This window comes from Streptomyces sp. NPDC051217 (assembly GCF_044455465.1).
Classification (GTDB): Bacteria; Actinomycetota; Actinomycetes; order Streptomycetales; family Streptomycetaceae; genus Streptomyces.
Genome location: NZ_JBITEV010000003.1, coordinates 111999 through 130173 on the forward strand (window position 1 = coordinate 111999; position 18175 = coordinate 130173).

Here is an 18175-nt window from a genome sequence, read left to right on the forward strand (position 1 = left end):
ACCGTCAGCGTCCCCGGTTCCTCGGATGGTCGCGGGCCGTGCGCTCGTTCCCGAACTTGTACGACCCGGTCCACCGCGCCATCACCAACTGCGCGTCCCCGCTCGCGACCTGGGCGAGGAACTTGTCGGCGCGCCCGCCGCGCAGGGTGCTCGCGATCCGCCCCTGATGCGTGATGACGACGCTGCCGTCGGCGTGCCGCTCGTAACTGAAACCTGTGGGTGCGGGCATGCCCGGATTCTCGCCCCCGGCCCGCCCGCCGGTCATGTCATTTCGTGGCTGGGGGGACGCGGGGAGGCAGTGGGTGGCAAACGGCAGACGAGTCGGGCTCTACGCCGGATTCTGTCGCCCGGTCGCCTCGCGGCGGCCGGGGAGACGGCCATCCATCTAGGACCGACGTTACCGCCGGCCTCGTGCGGTCTACCCGCGAACTCGGGCGGGCAGCCCTCGAACGTTCGCGCAGGACCGTCTCGCGACGGCCCCTCTTGACCTTGCTCCAGGTGGGGTTTACCTAGCCGCCCGAGTCACCTCGGGCGCTGGTGGTCTCTTACACCACCGTTTCACCCTTACCGGGGACCGCCCTCTTCGAAAAGAGCACAGTCCCGGCGGTCTGTTTTCTGTGGCACTGTCCCGCGGGTCACCCCGGGTGGGCGTTACCCACCACCTTGCCCTGTGGAGTCCGGACGTTCCTCGGGAAGATCCGGAGATCCTCACGCGGCCGTCCGCCCGGCTCGTCTGCCGTGATCACCATGATACCCGTCCTGGCCGGTCGGCGGCTGCCGACCGCGTCCTTGACCTTGCCGCAACGTCAGGGTTTCTACTGGAGCCATGCGAATCGGAGAGATCGCCGCACTCGTGGGAGTCACCTCGCGTGCGGTGCGGCACTACCACCACATGGGGTTGCTGCCCGAGCCCGAGAGGCGCGCCAACGGCTACCGCGTCTACTCCGTACGGGACGCCGTACTCCTCGCCAGGATCCGGCGGCTCTCGGAGCTGGGGCTCAGCCTGGACGAGGTACGGGACGTCCTCGCCGACGACGCCGGGCGTGAGCTGGCGGAGGTGCTCGGCGAGCTGGACGCCGATCTGGCCCGGCAGGAGGAGGAGATCCGCGGCAGGCGGCGCAGGCTCGCCGAGCTGATGACAGGGCCGCTGCCGCCCGAGGGGCCGGTGTCGCCCACGCTGGCCCGGTTGCTGCGGGCCGCGCCGGACACGGATTCGGCGATGGCGGCCAAGGACCGCGAGCTGCTCGTCCTGCTCGACACCGCCGGGGGCGGCGAGGAGTTCTACGAGGCCCTGCACCCTCTGCTGGAGGACCCGGGCGTCCTCTCGCTCTACGCCCGCCTGGACGAGCTCGCCGACGCCCCGGCGGACGATCCCCGCATCGGACCGCTCGCCGACGCGCTGGTGGCCATCGTCCCGGAGGCGGTGCTGGACGCGATGCCGGAGCAGGACGGGCCCCCGGTGCTGGAGGGGGTCGGGGCGGCGATTCTCCGCGACTTCGCCCCTGCCCAGGCGGAGGTGGGGCGGCTGGTGATGGAAGCACTCGCGCGGATGCGGACGCGGCGCGCGGAGGAGCCGCGGACGCGGAAGCCGCGGACGGAGACGACGGACGGGGAGGGACCGGGATGAGCAGAGCCCTGTGGGTGTTGGTGCCGGCGGAGTTCACGCTGGTCGTGTGTTTGCTGGCGGGCGTGGACGTCCCGGCGCCGGTGATCCTGGCCGCCGAGGTGGTCGTGCTCACACTGGTGGTGGCGGAGGCCGTGCTCGTACGGCGCCACTACCAGGCGGCGCGCCTGGCCGGCGCCGAGCGGCGGGCCGCCCTCGTCGGGGCCGTGGAGGCCGCCGTACCCGCGCCCGTGCGCCGGCTGCTCGTCAACGAGCTGCGGGGCATGACCAGCCTCGTACGGTGGGTGGGGCGGCGTGTGCACGGCGTACGCGAGGGCGATCTCGCCGCCCCGTACACCGGCCCGCAGACGGCGATGATGTACGGCCTCCTCTTCGTGTCCGTCGTCGAGACGGTGGCACTGGCGATCCTGATCCCCTGGCCGCTGGTGCACATGATCCTGCTGGTGCTCGACGTGTACGGCGTCCTGATGGTGCTCGCGCTGCACGCGAGCTGCGTGACCCGGCCGCATGTCGTGGGCTCCGACGGATCGCTCCGGGTGCGCTGGGGCGCGCTGTTCGACATGACGATCGCGGGAGACCGGATCGGCTCGGCACGCGTCGAACGCCGCTACCCGGAGGGCGCGTTGATCCGGATCGACGAGCCCGGCGGCACGCTCGATCTGATCGTGGGCAGCCAGACGACGGTACGGGTGGAGCTGACCGAGCCGGTCGAGTTCGTACGGCCCATGGGCGGACGCGGTACGGCGACGGTGGTCCGCTTCCACGCGGACGAACCGGCGGCGCTGGTGGCCCGGCTCACCCAGATCAGGAAGGCGCTCGCCGAGACACCGGACGAGGCCGTGGGCGACGTCAGCGTGTGAGGGCCGGCGCGGCGCGGGCACCGGGGAAGCGGCTGGGTGGGTGCGTGCTCCACCGCTTAACCTGGCGGAACGGGGGCCCGCACCCCCCGTTCCGTACGTCCTTGAGGAGAATCACCGTGCTCGTGCTGCTGCCGCCGTCGGAAGGCAAGGCCGCCTCCGGTCGCGGGGCTCCGCTGAAGCCGGAGTCACTGTCACTGCCCGCCCTGGCCGAGGCGCGCGCCGCCGTACTGGACGAGCTGGTCGAGCTGTGCGCCGCCGACGAGGAGAAGGCCGCGGAGGTCCTGGGTCTGAGCGAGGGACTGCGCGGCGAGATCGCGAAGAACGTGGAACTGCGGACCGCGGGGACGCGACCGGCCGGGGACATCTACACCGGTGTGCTGTACGACGCGCTCGGCCTCGCCACGCTGGACACCGCCGCGCGGCGGCGGGCCGGGAAGTCGCTGCTGGTCTTCTCCGGGCTGTGGGGAGCGGTACGGATCGGCGACCGGATCCCGTCCTACCGGTGCTCGATGGGCGTGAAACTGCCGGGCGTCGGGGCGCTGAGCACGCACTGGCGCAAGGCGATGGCGTCGGTGCTGCCCGAGGTGGCGGGCGGCGGGCTCGTACTGGACCTGCGCTCGTCGTCGTACACGCCGGCCTGGAAGCCGGTGGGCGAGGTCGCCGCCCGTACGGCGACGGTGCGCGTCCTGCACGCGCGGTTCGTGGACGGTGTGGAGAAGCGGTCGGTGGTGAGCCACTTCAACAAGGCGACGAAGGGGCGGCTCGTCCGGGACCTGCTGACGACCGGCGCCCGGCCGAAGAAGCCCGGCCAACTGGTGGAGACGCTGCGCGAGTTGGGGTACGTGGTGGAGGTCGCCGAGCCCGGCGGGGCGGGGCGGTCGTGGGCGCTGGACGTGGTGGTGACGGAGATCCACTGAGGGCCGCCGCCGGACCGCCGTTGCCCCCCCCGTTGCGCAGGGCGCAACGCTCGTTGCGGGGAGCGAGGGCGGCGCGGCAGGATGACCGTATGACCTCCGTGCTCGACCTCGCCCCCGTTGTCCCTGTCGTCGTCGTGGACGATCTCGCCGACGCCGTGCCCCTGGCCCGCGCTCTCGTGGCCGGCGGCCTGCCCGCGATCGAGGTGACCCTGCGTACGCCGGTCGCGCTGGACGCGATCCGGGCGATCGCGGCGGAGGTGCCGGAGGCGGTGGTGGGGGCCGGGACGGTCATCACGCCGGGATCGGTGACGGAGTCGGTGGCGGCCGGGGCCCGCTTCCTGGTCAGCCCCGGATGGACCGGCACGCTGCTCGACGCGATGCTGGCGTCCGGGGTGCCGTTCCTGCCGGGTGTCTCGACGGCCTCGGAGGTCGTGGCGCTGCTGGAGCGCGGTGTGACGGAGATGAAGTTCTTCCCGGCGGAGGCGGCGGGCGGCACGGCGTACCTCAAGTCCCTGTCGGGACCGCTGCCTCAGGCGCGGTTCTGCCCGACGGGCGGGATCTCCCTGGCGTCGGCGGGGTCGTATCTGGCACTGGTCAACGTCGGCTGCGTGGGCGGCACCTGGATGCTTCCGCCGGACGCGATCAGGGAGAAGGACTGGGCCCGGGTGGAGAAGCTGTCCCGCGAGGCGGCGGCCCTGCGCTGAAGCACGACGCGCACCGCGGGCACACGGCTGGGGCGTGTGATGAAAGTAGCGTCGTCCGCCCGCAGGGCGGGGCTCACGGCGGCTGGTGCGTGCGATCGCAGGCGGAGGATCACCCTCGTACCGGGCGTACTCGGGCTCATCCACGAAGATCCGCCGGACAGAACCTAGTCGAACGTCAGGACCTGACTGTCCATCAGCGGCCGATAACCCAGCCGCTGGTAGAGCGCGTTGCTCGTCGGGTTCGCCAAGTCCGTGTAGAGCAGCACCTGTTCGGCGCCCGCGTCCCGTGTCGCCCGGCTGACCGCCGCCGTGACCGCGCCCCCGTAGCCCCGGCCGCGCAGCCGGAGCGGTGTGTAGACAGGAGCCACCCGGGCCTGGCCCGCGAGGATCGGGGTGACCGAGGCCATCGCCACCGGTGCGCCCGCGACGTCCCACAGCCACAGCCGGCCGGCCGCGATGCGCTCCGCCGTGGCCCGCGTGTAGTCCCCGTCCGCCCTGATCGGCTGGCCGGTGTCGGTGGCGAAGGCGCTCATCCACTCGGCGAGGAGCGGCAGGTCTTCGGCGGTGGCGAGCCGTGCCCGGCCGGCGGGGGCGGGCTCCGGCGGGGTCAGCTCGCCCAGGCGGAACAGCCGTACCCGGTGCGAGACCCCCCAGCCGCCGGAGCGCCCCGTCCACTCGGCGGCGAACGCCCGTACACACGCCTCCTCGCCCTGTACGGAGGTCAACGACGGGTCCGCGGCACGCAGTACGGGAACGAGTTCACGCGCCGCCCGGTCCGGCATCGGACCGAGCAGCGGGCGCAGCGGCGGTGTCTGGAGGAAGGCGGCGGAGACGGGGGCGGCCTCGGTCGGGCGCCAGTAGCCGAAACGGACCGACTCCCCCGCCCCGTTGACCCGGATCGACTCGCTGATCGTCAGCAGCAGCGTCGAACGGGCGGGCTCCAGCGCGAGGCACGGGTCCGCCGCCGTACGGAACTCCTCGACGTCGTCGGTCAGTTGCCAGCCCACACCGAGCCCTCCCCCCGTCTTCTCCCGCCCGCCGCCGCTCAGCGCAGGTGCGACGTGTCGTTCAGCAGACGCAACGACGCGTTGCCGTCCGCGTAGTAGGCGACCGCCGAAAGCGACGCCGCCGACAGCTCCATCCGGAACAGGGACTCCGGCGGTGCCCCCAGCGCCAGTCTGACCAGGGTCTTCACCGGTGTCACGTGGGTGACGACCAGCACCGTACGTCCCGCGTACCGTTCGATCAGCGCGTCACGGGTCGCCGCGACCCGGACCGCGACCGAGTTGAAACTCTCGCCGCCGCCGGTCGGCGCCACGTCGGGCGAGGCCAGCCAGGCGCTGAGGTCGTCCGCGTACCGCTCCCTGACCTGGGTGAACGTCAGCCCTTCCCAGGCGCCGAAGTCCGTCTCGCGCAACCCTTCGTCGACACCTGCCTCAAGGCCGAGCCGGGTGGCGACGGCGTCGGCCGTCTGGCGGCAGCGCAGCAGCGGCGACGAGACGATCGCCTGGATCGTGCCGCGCGCGGCGAGCGCCGCCGCGACGGCGTCGGCCTGCCTGCGGCCCACCACCGACAGCTCCGGGTCGCTGCCGCCGCTGCCCGAGAAGCGCTTCTCGGGGGTGAGCACCGTCTCGCCGTGCCGTAGCAGCACGAAGGTGGCGGGGGTGCCGAGGTCGGCCGAGCCCCAGCCGACGGGCGGGGCGGTCTGCTCGGGGACGGCGGCGGAGAGTTCGTACGAGGCGGCCAGCGCCGCGCGCGCCCTCGCCGCGCCGGCCGCCGCGTCCCCCGGCGGTCCGCCGGGGGCGGGAGCCGCGGACCTGCGAGAGGCGGAGCCCGTACGCCTCGCTCCCGCGTCCAGCTCGGCAGTTGACGCCGAGGGCTCCCACTGCTTGCCCTTCTTGCCCGCGTCCATCGCCTCGTTGGCGAGCCGGTCGGCGTGCTTGTTCTTCTCGCGCGGGATCCACTCGAAGCGGACCTGCCCCGTGGGGTAGATCCGTGATGCCTCGGCTGCCAGCGGCTTCATGTCGGGGTGCTTGATCTTCCAGCGGCCCGACATCTGCTCCACGACGAGCTTGGAGTCCATCCGGACCCGTACGTCGGCGGCCGGGTCGAGTGCCTTCGCGGCCTTCAGTCCTGCGATCAGACCCTTGTACTCGGCGACGTTGTTCGTGGCGACGCCGATGTGCTCGGCGACCTCGGCGAGGGTCTCACCGGTCACCGCGTCGAGTACGACGGCCCCGTAACCCGCCGGGCCGGGGTTGCCCCGCGACCCGCCGTCCGCCTCGACGACGAATGTCGGCATCTACAGACCCGATTCGGAGGTACGGACCAGGATGCGGCGGCAGTTCTCGCACCGCAGGACGGTGCTGGGGCTCGCCGCCTTGACCTCGTTGACCTCGGTGATGTTGAGCTCCAGCCGGCAGCCCTCGCAGCGGCGCTGGTAGAGGCGGGCCGCGCCGACGCCGCCCTGCTGCACCCGCAGCTTCTCGTACAGCTTGAGCAGATCGGCGGGGATCGTCGCCGACACGGTCTCGCGCTCCTTGGTCGCCGTCGCCTCCTCGGCGTCGAGCTTCTCGGCGGCGGCGTCCCGGCGCTCGACCGAGTCGTCCGTCTTGGCCTGGACGGAGGAGACGCGCTCGGTCAGCTCGGCGGCGCGCTCCTGCGCGGCCTCGCGGCGCTCCATGACTTCGAGGACGACGTCCTCCAGGTCGCCCTGGCGCTTGGCGAGCGAGACGATCTCGCGCTGGAGGGATTCGAGGTCCTTGGGCGAGGTGACCGCGCCCGAGTCGAGGCGCTGCTGGTCGCGTACGGCGCGCTGGCGGACCTGGTCGACGTCCTGCTCCGCCTTCGTCTGCTCGCGCGCGGTGTCGCTCTCCTCGGTCTGCGAGGCGACCAGCAGGTCGCGCAGCTGTGTGAGGTCCTTGGTCAGCGACTCGATCTCGGCGTGCTCGGGCAGCGAGTCGCGCTTGTGTGCGATCTGCTGGAGTCGCAGATCGAGGGCCTGGACGTCGAGGAGTCGGATCTGGTCGGCGGGTTCGGCGTTCAGTTGGGGGCTCCTGAGGAATGGTGGGAGGACCAAGGGTCGGTGACCGTCTTCGAGACATGGACCCGCAGGTCCCAGTCGTGACGGTCGGAGATCTCGTCGAGCTGGGTGGCCGCCAGTTCGCACCAGGGCCACTCGGTGGCCCAGTGCGCGGCGTCGACCAGCCCCAGCGGTGAGTGCTGCGTGGCCTCGGAGACCGGGTGGTGGCGCAGGTCGGCGGTGAGGAATACGTCCACTCCCGCCGCCCGTACCTGGTCGAAGAGGCTGTCGCCGGATCCGCCGCTGACGGCGACGGTGCTGACGAGGGTGTCGGGGTCGCCGGCCACGCGGATGCCCTGGGCGGTGGCGGGCAGCCGGTGCGCGGCGCGCGCGGCGAAGTCGCGGAGGGTCGCGGGGCGGTCGAGTTCGCAGATCCGGCCGAGCCCGCGGCGGCCCGCGGGGTCCGTCGGATCGGGTACGAGGGGGCCCACCACGCGCAGGCCGAGCGCGCCCGCGAGGGCGTCGGAGACTCCCGGATCGGCGCTGTCGGCGTTGGTGTGCGCGACGTGCAGGGCGATGTCGTGCTTGATGAGCGTGTGCACGACGCGGCCCTTGAAGGTGCCCGCGGCCACGGTTGTCGTTCCCCGCAGATAGAGCGGGTGGTGGGTGAGGATCAGGTCGGCGCCGAGCCCCAGGGCCTCGTCCACGACGGACCGGACGGGGTCGACGGCGATCAGGACCCGGGTCACGGGGGCGTCGGGATCGCCGCAGACGGTACCGACGGCGTCCCACTGTTCGGCCCGCTCGGGCGGCCAGAGGGCGTCGAGCTGGGCGAGGACTTCGGACAGGCGGGGCACGGGGCACAGGCTACCTGCCGACCGTGGTGCCGCGACCATGGCCGGGGACGGCTTCCCCCGGGCACGGCTGCCTTCTGCCCGGCCACGCCTTCCTTCTCCCCCGGCCACACCTGTCCTCGACCGCCGGACGGGACGGTCGAGGACAGGGCGGTCCGCCCGGACGGGCCGGACGTCACTCGGCCAGGAAGCCCCGCAGGTCGTCCAGGACCAGGCCGGCGGCGATGGTTCCGAGGCCCAGGTACCAGGTTTCGTCCGATACGTCCACGGCCTGTCCCGACCGGACGGCCTTGAGGTTCTTCCAGAGCGGGTTCGCGCGCGCGGTGTCCCGCTTGGTCGACTTGGGGTCGCCGTACACACCGGTGAAGATCCAGTCCGCGTCCGCCTGGTCGATCTCCTCGGGGCTTACCTCGACGGCGAGGTCGTTGATCTGCTGGTTCGCGGGCCGCGGCAGGCCGATGTCATCGAGGATGGTGCCGATGAAGGACGCCTTGGCGTAGAGACGGGTCTCGTTCGGCCTGTACCGCACCATCGAGATGGTCGGCTTGTCGGCGCCGATGTCGTCCGACAGTGCCCTGACCTTCGCGTCGTACGCGTCGAGCGCCTTCTCGGCCGCCGCGCTCCGGTCGAGCGCCGCCGCGTTGAGCCGGAGGTTCTCCTTCCAGGGGAAGCCGGGGCGGATGGAGAACACGGTGGGGGCGATCGACGACAGCTCTTCGTACTTGTCGGCGGCGCGGAGCTGGCTGCCGAGGATCAGGTCGGGCTTGAGGGCCGCGATCGCCTCCAGGTTGAGGCCGTTGCTGGTGCCGACGCTCTTCGGGCTGCCCGCGCCCTTCTTCAGGTAGGACGGTACGGCCGCGGCGCCCTCGGTGGGCGCGTAGCCGACGGGTTCGACGCCGAGGGAGACGACGTTGTCGAACTCGCCCACGTCGAGCACGACGACGCGCTCGGGACGGTCCTTCAGGACGGTCTTGCCCAGAGCGTGGGTGACCGTCCGCGGGAACTCGCCCGGCTTGGCCCCGGTGCCGTAGGCCGCGGTCTTCTTCGCCGCGTCCGCGAAGTCCTTGCCGCCCGTCGCGACGGCCTTCTTGTCCGCGTCGGTGCCGGGGGGCGAGGACTCGTCCGACCCTCCGTCGCTTCCGCAGGCCGCGAGTGAGAGGGCGGCGGCCAGGGCCACGAGTGCGGCCGTGCCGCGGCGTCGAACGGACATCTGTGCTCCAAGTCGCCTACTTAGGGGTGCCTTACCAACACCCAGCAGGAAAGTACATGCAAGAGTCACTTTGTGGAAACTGATCCATGGTCAGTTCTCACCGAATCTCGCACTCCTCAGAGCGGCGCCCTGGCCCCGAGCGCTCAGGCGGACGGTCGGGACGCCTCGACAGCCTTCTTGATGCGCTCACCGAACGCGGGTGCGTCCTTGCGGGCCGCGCCGAGGGCGAATCCCAGCAGCAGCTTGCCGACGCCATGCCCCTCAAGGACGTTGAACAGTCGCACCCGCGTCCTCCCGTCCGAGATCGCCTCCAGGTCGTAACCGCCCTCGCGAGCCATCAGCGAGTTCTTCGAGGTCTCCATCCAGCGGATCCTGGATGGCGCTGCCAGCTCGGTGATCCGGAACTCGCGCCGGGATTTCATCCCCGCGTCCTTCACCGTGCTCTGAAACACCGTGCCGACATCCGTGGGCCCCGCCGGCTCCTTCACGATCTTCTGCACCCGGGGACTGAATTCCGGATCGTTCGTGCCCTGAGCCAGGTACGCGAAGACCTCCGCGATCGGTCGATCGATGTCGGTACTCGCTTCGAAGCGTCCACTCACAACTGTTCACCCCTTGATTCGGAAGGTCTGAGCTCCCACCGGCCCACACTGCCCCTGTGGCTGGTCTCACGCCACTCGGGTTCCTGAGCGCGGGTGAAGTTTCGCCGGATGGCCGAGGGTGTCCTGTCCACGCAGCACAACCACCCCCTCCCCCACAGCCGAACCCTTGACCGGCCACCCTTATGTGTGAAGCGACTTGTCCCGTGTTGTTCGGCAGAGAGTGCGAACCTAGCGTCGTAGCCGGAGGTGACTGAGCGATGACAGCCTGTGCCATGGAGGGCGTGGAGAACGCCGCGCCGGACGGGGCCGCCCGGCGCGCGGGATTCGTGATCGCGGCGGACGGTTCCTACGCGGCGCGGTTGACCCTCGGTACGGAGGCGGGCGCCGGCCCTCCTCCGCAGGAGGACGGGGAGGGGGACGGTGCCGCCGCGGCCTGGTTCCCGGAGCGGTGGACGCTGGACGGGCCCGAGCCGTACGCCGTGCCGCTCCCGCTCGACCAGCCCGAGGAACCCGACGCCGAGGTGCTGCCACTGACCGACGGACGGGTGCTGATCCACCGTCGGGTGGCGAACCGGCAGGCGTTCTCGCTGCTCTATCCGACCGGGCCGGGCACGGGTGAACTGCCCCTGGGCGCGGTCGAATGCCCACGGCTCACGCTGCTGCCGCCGTCGCCCGACGGCACGAGCGCCTACGCGCTGGCCCCCGGCGAACACGGCACCACGCTCTGGCTGGTGGCGGGCGGCGCGTTCGGCCCGGAACCGGTCGCGACCGTACGTGGACGCTGCACGGGCGGCGTCTGGCTCGACCGTACGGGGCGGCTGCTGGCACTCGACCGCGAACTGGACGGCGTGGTCAAGTCCGTCGCCGTCGATCTGGAACGGGGCGGCGAGGTCAGCCCATTGCTCCAGATCGCCGAGGGGAGCAACGACCGGCTGCTGCTGGCCGACGCCGACAGCGGTCTGCTGCTGATCCGTTCGGACGCGCCGGGGAACGACCGGCTGGGCTGGGGCGTGCTGGGCAGCGCGCGGCCGGTGCGCTTCCCCGAGTGTCTGCGGCCGGCCGAGTGCGCGGTCACCCCGTTCGCCGTTCAGCCGGGGCAGGTACTGATGCCGGAGAGCTGCGCGGTCGCGCTGCGGATCGACGGGCCGGCCGGCACCTGGGTGGGGACCTGGCGGCCGTCGGGCCGGCAGCTCCATCAACAGGCCGCGCCGGAGGGCTGGTTGGCAGGGACGGGGCTGTGGTCCCCGGACGGGGTGCTCCAACTGCCGTACGTCACGGGCACGATGCCGTGCGGCGTGGCCCGGGTGGAGGCGCCGCGCGACGTCCCCCGGGACGTACCGATGGACACCTGGCATCCCGCGACGGGGGACGCGGGACCCGAATCGATCACGGAACCCGCACAAGTGGAAGCCATGGACGAAAATGGGTCCGCACCCCGTCCAACTCGCCTGGTCCGCAAGCCGGTTCCCTTGCAGCAGGCACCCCTCACCGGGCGAACGGCCGCCGGGTAGGGCTGGTTAGTATTTTGCCGCGGGTCCGGTCGGTCGTACGGGGACGGCCGGCGCCCGTGTGCCACGCGAGCAGCGACATCAGCGATCCAACGGGGTGACTTCCCACATGTCTGAGAGCCGAACAGACACGGCCCAGAACCGTCCGCACCAGGCGGTCGGCGACCGGGACGAAACCGGCCACGGAAAACACCGGGGCGGGGCCGCCGCGACGGACGACTCCCAGTCGTCGGTGCACGGACGCCACCGCCGTCCGGGGGACAACGGGCAGAGCGGCCACGCGTCCTAGGCCGTTTCTGACAAATCCCGCTTGGCGCGCGACGCCCGGCACGCCCCTGGTCGTGTCTTGGAACGCCGAACGGGCCTCCCGGAATCGGGCGGCCCGTTCGGCGTTGGAAGCGGAACTTCCGGCGGGGGCAGGACATTTGTCCCGGCCGAGTCCGTACATGCGCATCTGCCGGCGGACCGCCCGCTCTCCGTAGCGTCATCGGCATGACACAGCCCATGGCAACGGCGACAACCACGCCGGCGGATCCCGAGGGCGGGACCGCGCCCGCGCCCGCGGTGAGCATCGAAGGGGCCGTCAAGTCCTTCGGCGCCGTACGCGCGGTGGCCGGCCTCGACCTCGGCATCGCACGCGGCGAGACCCTCGCACTCCTCGGACGCAACGGCGCGGGCAAGTCCACCACCCTCAACCTCCTGCTCGGCCTCGACGAACCCGACAGCGGACGCGTCCGTCTCTTCGGTGACACCCCCGAGCGCGCGGTGAGATCGGGCCGGGTCGGCGCGATGCTCCAGGACGGCGGGCCGGTCCGCCGTACGACGGTGCGCGAACTCGTCTCGTTCGTCGCGAGCACCTACCCGCACCCGCTGCCCGTCTCCGAGGACCTGCACCTCGCGGGGCTCACCGAACTCGCGGCCCGCCGCGTCGACAAGCTCTCCGGCGGGCAGTGGCAGCGCGTCCGCTTCGCCGTCGCCCTCGCGGGCAACCCCGAGCTGATCGTCCTCGACGAGCCGACGGCGGCCCTCGACGTGGAGGCCAGGCGCGCGTTCTGGACCTCCATGCGGGCCTACGCCCGCCGGGGCAACACCGTCCTGTTCTCCACGCACTACATGGAGGAGGCCGACGACAACGCCGAGGACCGTTCGCTCGGCTGGCTGCGCCAGCTGCGCATCACGCCCATGCGGCCCCGCCAGGTCGTACTCGGCCGCGCCGCCACCAGCTCGGTGACCGTCCTGCCCGCGATCCTGGCGGTACTGACCGCCGGCGCCCTGTCCAACGGCGTACGGCTCGACGCGTGGCAGTGGGCGGTACTGGTCCTGGTCCTGTGGGCGGGCACACTGCCGTTCACACTGCTGGGGATCGGCAACGGCTACCGACTCTCCGCGCAGAGCGCCGGAGTGGTCAACACGGGCGCCCTGATGGGTCTGACGGTCATCGGCGGGCTCTGGTTCCCGATCGAGGCGTTCCCCGAGTGGCTGCGGACCCTCGCCGAGTACACGCCCGCCCACGGCTTCGCCGAACTCGGCTGGGCCACCACCGACGGCCACGCCCCCGCGACAGCGACAGTCGCCGTACTCCTCGGGTGGCTGGCGGCGTTCGGTTCGTACGCTGTGATGTCCTACCGCACATCCGCGAGGACGGCATGAGCGACCAACCGAGGAAAACCCGTTGCGGGCACCACCGGCCGGGACCGGCCTCCGGCTTCGCCATGCTGCCGTGGCTGCTGCTTGGCCTCGGCTCCCTGTCCAACCTCGTCCAGGGCGACACCCCCAGCCCCTGGCTCGGCGGGACCGGTCTGCTGGTCTTCAACACCCTCTACATCCACGTGGTGTTCCGGGCGTTCGACCCGGTGCGGCGGCGCGGTCCGGGCACCTGGCGGGCGCTCGGCGGCATGGCCGTGATGACGTTCGGTCTCGGCGGCGCGTACGGCGGCAGCTGGCTGCTGTTCTTCCCGCTGTTCGGACTCGCCTGCGGCACCGTGCTGCGCGGCCGGTCCCTCGCCCTGGTCGGCGTTCCCCTGACGCTGGTGGTCGCGGTCGTCGCGGCGGTCCACGACGGCTGGGGCGCGATCGCCATCGCGTACGCCACGATCATGTCGATGCTGGTCACGGCGGCGATCCTGGCCCTGACCGAGACGATCATGGAGCTGCGCGCCACCCGGCAGGAGCTGGCGCGCTCGGCGGTCGAGGAGGAGCGGCTGCGGTTCTCGCGCGACCTGCACGACCTGCTCGGCCACACCCTGTCGGTGATCGTGGTGAAGTCGGAGGCCGCGCGCCGGCTCGCTCCGCGCGACATGGACGGGGCGCTGGCGCAGATCACCGACATCGAGTCCGTCGGCCGACAGGCACTGACAGAGATCCGCGAGGCCGTCACCGGCTACCGCGACAGCAGCCTCTCGACCGAGCTGGACCGGGCGCGCTCCGGGCTGACCGCCGCCGGGATCGAGCCCGTCGTACGGCAGTCGGGACCGCCGCTCGGGCCGCGTACGGAGGCCCTGCTGGGCTGGGTCGTACGGGAGGCCGTCACCAACGCCGTACGGCACAGCGGGGCGAGCCAGTGCGAGATCACGGTGAACGGCGCGCCGGAACAGGTCCGACTGGTGATCACGGACGACGGTCGCGGCGTACGCTCTGGACCGGCCGACGACGTGGGCGACGGCGCGGGCGGCGGCACGCGTGGCGGCGGCACGGGGCTGAAGGGGCTCACCGAGCGGCTGGCGGTGGCGGGCGGTTCGCTCGAAGCGGGGCCCGCGGGCCCGGAGGGGCGAGGCTTCCGGGTAACGGCCGTGCTTCCGGTGGATTCCGCGGCGGACGCGCGGACGACGGCGACGGCGACGGCGACGGCGACGGCGACGGCATCATCTTCACCGACAGCTTCAGCGGCAACGGCAGTTTCACCTCCACCTTCACCTTCACCGACGGAATCGGGGCAACCGGCATGATCAGAGTCCTTCTCGCCGAGGACCAGGGCATGATGCGCGGCGCCCTCGCGCTGCTGCTCGGCATGGAGAGGGACATCGAAGTGGTCGCCCAGGTGTCCACGGGGGACACCATCGTCGCCACCGCGCTCACCGCTCGCCCCGACGTGGCTCTGCTCGACATCGAACTCCCCGGCCGCAGCGGTCTCGACGCCGCCGCCGACCTGCGGGAGGAGGTCCCGGACTGCCGGGTGCTGATCCTCACCACCTTCGGCAGACCCGGCTATCTGCGCCGGGCCATGGAGGCGGGGGCCGCCGGGTTCCTGGTCAAGGACGGGCCCGTGGAGGAGCTGGCCGAGGCTATCCGGCGGGTGCTCGCGGGTGAGACCGTGGTGGATCCGGCGCTGGCCGCCGCCGCGCTGAGCGCGGGACCGAGCCCGCTGACCGCACGCGAGCGGGACGCGCTGAACGCCTCCGTGGACGGGGCGACCGTCGCCGACATCGCCGAGAAGCTGCGGCTGTCCGAGTCGACGGTGCGGAACTATCTCTCGTCGGCGATCGGCAAAACCCACACCCGTAACCGCATGGAAGCCGTACGCGCGGCCCGCCGGCAGGGCTGGCTCTGACCTTCCGGCCCGGCTCCCGCCGCGTTACGTGTCCGAGTGGCGGGGCAGCCAGAAGGCCATCAGCACCGCCGCGACGAGCAGCAGCCCCGAGCCGGTCCGGAAGGCCAGCGCGTACCCCTCGGTCAGCGCCGCCGGACCCGTCCCGTGGGACGTCCGCGCCGCCGCGACCGTCGAGAGGATCGCGAGGCCGATGGCCCCGCCCATGGTCCGCGAGGTGTTCACCAGGCCCGAGACGAGACCGGCTTCGCCGGGTTCCGCGCTACCCGTCGCGAGGGCGGCGAGCGGTGTCATGGCCAGTCCGGCGCCGGCCATCATCAGGATGCCGGGTCCCAGGATCGTCCTGAGGAAGGTGCCGTCGGCGGTCATCATCGACTGCCAGCCGAATCCGATCGAGCCGACGAACGCGCCGAGGACGGCGACATGCCGGGCACCCGTACGACGCATCAGCAGGGGCGCCAGCTTGGAGCCGAGGACGACACTGAGCGAACTCGGTACCAGCGCGAGGCCCGCTTCGAGGGGCGTGTAGCCGAGGATGTTCTGGGCGTAGACAGTCATGAAGAACCACATGGCGAACGACGCCGAACCGGTCACCAGCATCCCCGCGTTGGCCGCCGAGACCGCCCGTACGCGGAAAAGTCTCAGCGGCATCAGCGGTTCCCTCGTGCGCGCCTCCACCCCCAGGAAGGCCGCGAGGAGCAGCAGTCCGCCCAGCAGCGGCACGAGTGTCCCGGCGGCTCCCCAGCCCGACTGCTCGGTCTGCACGATGCCGTAGGCGAGGACGGCGAGACCGCCGGTGACCAGTACGGCGCCGGGCAGATCCAGCCGGCGCCGGGCCTCCTTCGCCCGGCTCTCCGTCAGCCACACCACGGCGGCGACCAGGACCAGTGCTCCGGCGGGCACGTTGATCAGCAGCACCCAGCGCCAGGACAGCAGATCGGTGAGTACGCCGCCGACGAGCCCGCCCGCCGCGCCACCGCCCGCGCCGACGGCCGCCCAGGTGGCTATGGCGCGCGTCCGCGCCGGTCCGGCGGGGACGGCGGCGGTCAGGATGGTGAGGGTCGCGGGAGCCAGTACGGCGGCGCCGAGGCCCTGCACGGCGCGGGCGGCCAGCAGTTGCCAGCCCTCCTGCGCGAGACCGCCGGCCAGGGACGCGGCGGTGAAGACCCCGAGTCCGGCGAGGAACATCAGCTTGCGCCCGAAGATGTCGGCGGCGCGTCCGCCGAGGAGCATGAAGCCGGCGAAGGCGATCGAGTAGGCGTTGAGCACCCACTGGAGACCGGTGGTGCCGAGGCCCAGGTCGGTGCGCATCGAAGGCAGCGCGACGTTCACGACCGAGACGTCGAGTACGACGAGGAACTGCCCGGCGCACGCGGCGAGGATGACGGCCCAGGTGCGGGTCGACCGCGCGCCGTCGGTGACGGGCCCGCGCTCGGACGGGGGCGGGGGGTCGGACTCGGTTTCGGTGCCTGCCGGGACATGGGCCATGGCGGTAATAGTCGCAGCCGTGTCCTTCCCCGTACATCGGGATATCGATGTACGGGCACCGGGCCGGGAGACCTGGTGCGATGACCGGGACGGGGACAGCTCGGAGGCAGGTTCGCGACGGGGGCGGCGGGAGGGCGGACACGGGGCGCATCAGGATCCTGTCAGGGCCAGGAATACCGGGGCGGCCGGGAAGCGTTCAACCTCCATCTACTTAGTGGCCTCAAGCATCCTTTTTGCTGGCCTTATCCCCTCTTCGCCTGCCCGGAGGCCCCACCTATGCCACAAGCGACGCCCGACCACCACACCGGCACCGGCCCCCTCCCCGGGGCCGCTTCGCGTAAGCGGGGGACCGGCGGCGTCGTCCCCGTACTCGCCTTCGCCGGCATCACCGTCGCCGTCATGCAGACCCTGCTCGTCCCGATCATCAAGGACCTGCCGGCGCTGCTCCGTACCTCGCCCGACAACGCGACGTGGGTCATCACGGCGACCCTCCTCGCCGGCGCCGTGTCCACCCCGATCATGGGGCGGCTCGGCGATCTGTACGGCAAGCGCCGGATGCTCCTCGCGAGTCTGGCCGTCATGGTCGTCGGCTCACTGATCTGCGCGTTCACCGACGATCTGACGGTGATGATCGCCGGCCGCGCCCTCCAGGGGTTCGCGATGGGCGCGATACCGCTGGGCATCGGCATCATGCGCGACGAACTGCCCCGCGAGAAGCTCCCCTCGGCGATGGCCCTGATGAGTTCGTCGATCGGCGTCGGCGGTGGTCTCGCCCTGCCCGGCGCCGCGCTCGTCGCCCAGCACGCCGACTGGCACACACTCTTCTTCGGCGCCGCCGGCCTCGGCGTGCTGTCGATGCTGCTGACCGTCCTCACCGTCCCGGAAAGCTCCGTGCGGGCGGGCGGCACGTTCGACTGGTTCGGCGCGCTCGGGCTCTCCGCGGGCCTCGTCGCCCTGCTGCTGCCGGTCACCAAGGGCAGCACCTGGGGCTGGACCTCGCCCACCACGCTCGGGCTCTTCGGTGTGGCCGTCGTGGTCCTCGGACTGTGGGGCTGGATGGAGCTGCGGCTCAAGGCCCCGCTCGTCGACCTCCGCACCAGCGCGCGCCGCGAGGTGCTGGTCACCAACCTCGTCTCCGTGATGGTCGGCGTCGCGTTCTACGCGGTGTCGCTGATCCTCCCGCAGCTGCTCCAGCTCCCGACGTCCACCGGTTACGGACTCGGCCAGTCGATGGTCGTCGCGGGCCTGTGCGTCGCCCCGCTCGGACTGACGATGATGCTCGTGGCCCCGGTCTACGCCCGGATCTCGGCGCGGCGCGGCCCGAAGGTCTCGCTGATGATCGGTATGGCCGTCATCGCGATCGGCTACGGCGCCGGGCTGGTCATGATGAGCGCCGCCTGGCAGACCGTCGTCATCTCGATGGTCCTCGGTGCGGGCATCGGCCTCGCGTACTCCTCGCTGCCCGCCCTGATCGTCGGCGCCGTCGACTCGTCGGAGACCGGCGCGGCCAACGGGCTGAACACGCTGGCGCGTTCGATCGGTACGTCCGTCTCCAGCGCCGTCATCGGCATGGTCCTGGCACGTACGGCGATCGGTACGGGCCCCACGGCGGTGCCCAGCCTGCACGGCTTCCGCATCTCGTTCATGATCGCCACCGCAGCCGTGCTCGGCGGTCTGGCCCTGGCGATGTTGCTGCCGTCCCACAAGGCCTCGGCCAGGACGGAGTTGCTGGCCGGCAGCGAGGGCGACGCGAAGGCCGACGCCGCCCCGGTCCCGGCGGTCCGGTCCTAGGTCGTGTCGGCGCGCGGGAGGGCGTACGGCAGCATGGGCGACCGCGCCCCG

18 protein-coding genes and 1 other RNA gene are annotated in these 18175 nt (G+C 71.9%); 10 read left to right on the forward strand and 9 right to left on the reverse strand.

Annotated features, from left to right (window positions below; genetic code table 11):
- Positions 1 to 4: 4 nt before the first annotated feature.
- A complete protein-coding gene (locus ACIBBB_RS08715) occupies positions 5 to 229 on the reverse strand; it encodes a hypothetical protein (RefSeq protein WP_398980245.1) in 225 nt (74 codons plus the stop codon).
- Between the two features lie 84 nt (positions 230 to 313).
- Positions 314 to 732: RNase P RNA component class A (rnpB, locus tag ACIBBB_RS08720), an RNA gene on the reverse strand.
- A gap of 94 nt (positions 733 to 826) precedes the next feature.
- Between rnpB and ACIBBB_RS08725 the strand changes: the two genes are divergently transcribed.
- The 4 genes from ACIBBB_RS08725 to eda all read left to right on the forward strand — a co-directional run bounded on the left by ACIBBB_RS08725 (position 827) and on the right by eda (position 4105).
- Positions 827 to 1627, forward strand: a complete 801-nt coding sequence (locus tag ACIBBB_RS08725) for a MerR family transcriptional regulator (RefSeq protein ID WP_398980247.1) — start codon at positions 827 to 829, stop codon at positions 1625 to 1627.
- On the forward strand, positions 1624 to 2484 hold the full coding sequence (locus tag ACIBBB_RS08730; RefSeq protein ID WP_398980249.1) for a hypothetical protein: 861 nt from the start codon (positions 1624 to 1626) through the stop codon (positions 2482 to 2484). Before ACIBBB_RS08725 ends, ACIBBB_RS08730 begins: the two co-directional genes overlap by 4 nt.
- Positions 2485 to 2600: 116 nt before the next feature.
- Positions 2601 to 3401: a peroxide stress protein YaaA gene (gene yaaA, locus ACIBBB_RS08735; protein WP_398980755.1), complete on the forward strand. Its 801-nt coding sequence runs from the start codon at positions 2601 to 2603 to the stop codon at positions 3399 to 3401.
- Between the two features lie 89 nt (positions 3402 to 3490).
- Entirely contained in the window at positions 3491 to 4105 is a 615-nt protein-coding gene (gene eda, locus ACIBBB_RS08740; protein WP_398980251.1) for a bifunctional 4-hydroxy-2-oxoglutarate aldolase/2-dehydro-3-deoxy-phosphogluconate aldolase, read from the forward strand.
- Positions 4106 to 4269: 164 nt separating this feature from the next.
- Here eda and ACIBBB_RS08745 read toward each other — a convergent pair whose 3' ends face one another.
- From ACIBBB_RS08745 to ACIBBB_RS08770, 6 genes are all read right to left on the reverse strand, one after another.
- On the reverse strand, positions 4270 to 5112 hold the full coding sequence (locus ACIBBB_RS08745) for a GNAT family N-acetyltransferase (RefSeq protein WP_398980253.1): 843 nt from the start codon (positions 5110 to 5112) through the stop codon (positions 4270 to 4272).
- A 38-nt stretch (positions 5113 to 5150) separates the two neighbouring features.
- Entirely contained in the window at positions 5151 to 6407 is a 1257-nt protein-coding gene (locus ACIBBB_RS08750) for a bifunctional RNase H/acid phosphatase (RefSeq protein ID WP_398980255.1), read from the reverse strand.
- Complete coding sequence (locus ACIBBB_RS08755) at positions 6408 to 7151, reverse strand: zinc ribbon domain-containing protein (RefSeq protein ID WP_398980756.1); 744 nt, start codon at positions 7149 to 7151, stop codon at positions 6408 to 6410.
- The gene (locus tag ACIBBB_RS08760) at positions 7148 to 7984 is read right to left on the reverse strand and encodes a Nif3-like dinuclear metal center hexameric protein (RefSeq protein WP_398980257.1); all 837 of its coding nucleotides are present in this window, start codon (positions 7982 to 7984) and stop codon (positions 7148 to 7150) included. Before ACIBBB_RS08760 ends, ACIBBB_RS08755 begins: the two co-directional genes overlap by 4 nt.
- Before the next feature lie 172 nt (positions 7985 to 8156).
- Positions 8157 to 9191, reverse strand: coding sequence for an ABC transporter substrate-binding protein (locus ACIBBB_RS08765; RefSeq protein WP_398980259.1), 1035 nt, complete (start codon positions 9189 to 9191; stop codon positions 8157 to 8159).
- A 143-nt stretch (positions 9192 to 9334) separates the two neighbouring features.
- The gene (locus ACIBBB_RS08770) at positions 9335 to 9793 is read right to left on the reverse strand and encodes an SRPBCC family protein (RefSeq protein WP_398980261.1); all 459 of its coding nucleotides are present in this window, start codon (positions 9791 to 9793) and stop codon (positions 9335 to 9337) included.
- A gap of 272 nt (positions 9794 to 10065) precedes the next feature.
- Between ACIBBB_RS08770 and ACIBBB_RS08775 the strand changes: the two genes are divergently transcribed.
- The 5 genes from ACIBBB_RS08775 to ACIBBB_RS08795 all read left to right on the forward strand — a co-directional run bounded on the left by ACIBBB_RS08775 (position 10066) and on the right by ACIBBB_RS08795 (position 14848).
- Complete coding sequence (locus tag ACIBBB_RS08775; RefSeq protein WP_398980757.1) at positions 10066 to 11304, forward strand: hypothetical protein; 1239 nt, start codon at positions 10066 to 10068, stop codon at positions 11302 to 11304.
- 106 nt (positions 11305 to 11410) lie between these two features.
- Positions 11411 to 11590 carry a hypothetical protein gene (locus ACIBBB_RS08780; RefSeq protein WP_398980263.1) on the forward strand — a complete coding sequence of 60 codons (180 nt, stop codon included), beginning with the start codon at positions 11411 to 11413 and terminating at the stop codon, positions 11588 to 11590.
- Between the two features lie 203 nt (positions 11591 to 11793).
- Positions 11794 to 12951, forward strand: coding sequence for an ABC transporter ATP-binding protein/permease (locus ACIBBB_RS08785; RefSeq protein ID WP_398980265.1), 1158 nt, complete (start codon positions 11794 to 11796; stop codon positions 12949 to 12951).
- Positions 12948 to 14246, forward strand: coding sequence for a sensor histidine kinase (locus ACIBBB_RS08790; RefSeq protein ID WP_398980267.1), 1299 nt, complete (start codon positions 12948 to 12950; stop codon positions 14244 to 14246). The genes ACIBBB_RS08785 and ACIBBB_RS08790 overlap by 4 nt, the downstream gene beginning before the upstream one ends.
- The gene (locus ACIBBB_RS08795) at positions 14243 to 14848 is read left to right on the forward strand and encodes a response regulator (protein ID WP_398980269.1); all 606 of its coding nucleotides are present in this window, start codon (positions 14243 to 14245) and stop codon (positions 14846 to 14848) included. The genes ACIBBB_RS08790 and ACIBBB_RS08795 overlap by 4 nt, the downstream gene beginning before the upstream one ends.
- A gap of 24 nt (positions 14849 to 14872) precedes the next feature.
- Here ACIBBB_RS08795 and ACIBBB_RS08800 read toward each other — a convergent pair whose 3' ends face one another.
- Positions 14873 to 16333, reverse strand: a complete 1461-nt coding sequence (locus ACIBBB_RS08800) for an MFS transporter (protein WP_398980271.1) — start codon at positions 16331 to 16333, stop codon at positions 14873 to 14875.
- Between the two features lie 276 nt (positions 16334 to 16609).
- Between ACIBBB_RS08800 and ACIBBB_RS08805 the strand changes: the two genes are divergently transcribed.
- Entirely contained in the window at positions 16610 to 18124 is a 1515-nt protein-coding gene (locus ACIBBB_RS08805; RefSeq protein WP_398980273.1) for an MFS transporter, read from the forward strand.
- Positions 18125 to 18175: the final 51 nt, after the last annotated feature.

Excerpts from the sequence above, each read along its gene's own strand:
- ACIBBB_RS08725 (WP_398980247.1), top strand. The coding sequence starts at position 827 with ATGCGAATCGGAGAGATCGCCGCACTCGTGGGAGTCACCTCGCGTGCG.
- ACIBBB_RS08805 (WP_398980273.1), top strand. The coding sequence starts at position 16,610 with ATGCCACAAGCGACGCCCGACCACCACACCGGCACCGGCCCCCTCCCC.
- ACIBBB_RS08790 (WP_398980267.1), top strand. The coding sequence starts at position 12,948 with ATGAGCGACCAACCGAGGAAAACCCGTTGCGGGCACCACCGGCCGGGA.
- ACIBBB_RS08800 (WP_398980271.1), bottom strand. The coding sequence starts at position 16,333 with ATGGCCCATGTCCCGGCAGGCACCGAAACCGAGTCCGACCCCCCGCCC.
- ACIBBB_RS08780 (WP_398980263.1), top strand. The coding sequence starts at position 11,411 with ATGTCTGAGAGCCGAACAGACACGGCCCAGAACCGTCCGCACCAGGCG.
- eda (WP_398980251.1), top strand. The coding sequence starts at position 3,491 with ATGACCTCCGTGCTCGACCTCGCCCCCGTTGTCCCTGTCGTCGTCGTG.
- ACIBBB_RS08775 (WP_398980757.1), top strand. The coding sequence starts at position 10,066 with ATGGAGGGCGTGGAGAACGCCGCGCCGGACGGGGCCGCCCGGCGCGCG.
- ACIBBB_RS08715 (WP_398980245.1), bottom strand. The coding sequence starts at position 229 with ATGCCCGCACCCACAGGTTTCAGTTACGAGCGGCACGCCGACGGCAGC.
- ACIBBB_RS08795 (WP_398980269.1), top strand. The coding sequence starts at position 14,243 with ATGATCAGAGTCCTTCTCGCCGAGGACCAGGGCATGATGCGCGGCGCC.
- ACIBBB_RS08750 (WP_398980255.1), bottom strand. The coding sequence starts at position 6,407 with ATGCCGACATTCGTCGTCGAGGCGGACGGCGGGTCGCGGGGCAACCCC.
- ACIBBB_RS08785 (WP_398980265.1), top strand. The coding sequence starts at position 11,794 with ATGACACAGCCCATGGCAACGGCGACAACCACGCCGGCGGATCCCGAG.
- ACIBBB_RS08765 (WP_398980259.1), bottom strand. The coding sequence starts at position 9,191 with ATGTCCGTTCGACGCCGCGGCACGGCCGCACTCGTGGCCCTGGCCGCC.
- ACIBBB_RS08730 (WP_398980249.1), top strand. The coding sequence starts at position 1,624 with ATGAGCAGAGCCCTGTGGGTGTTGGTGCCGGCGGAGTTCACGCTGGTC.